This is a genomic window from Parendozoicomonas verongulae, assembly GCF_009711465.1.
In the GTDB taxonomy this organism is placed as follows: domain Bacteria; phylum Pseudomonadota; class Gammaproteobacteria; order Pseudomonadales; family Endozoicomonadaceae; genus Sansalvadorimonas; species Sansalvadorimonas verongulae.
Genome location: NZ_SMME01000017.1, coordinates 1 through 208, shown reverse-complemented (window position 1 = coordinate 208; position 208 = coordinate 1). Strand labels below are relative to the sequence as shown.

Here is a 208-nt window from a genome sequence, read left to right as displayed (position 1 = left end):
CACCAGCGAATCAATACGCTGCCCGAAGATATGGTGCACAGGATCAGAAGAAAGCCCCTGCTCTGCAACTGTGAGAACCCCGGCAGCTTTCAGGCAGCCTCTGCAATAACTTTGGAGAGCAGCTTCTCTCCCCTGAAATTCTACCGGAACGGGGATTGGGTAGGCTCTGCCCTGGTAATGAGCAGACACAACAAAGTGACCAGTGTCT

1 protein-coding gene is annotated in these 208 nt (G+C 53.4%); it reads right to left on the bottom strand.

The window, feature by feature from the left end:
* A partial coding sequence (locus E1189_RS24070; RefSeq protein WP_230459768.1) for a hypothetical protein occupies positions 1-189 on the bottom strand: 189 nt, incomplete at its 3' end.
* Positions 190-208: the final 19 nt, after the last annotated feature.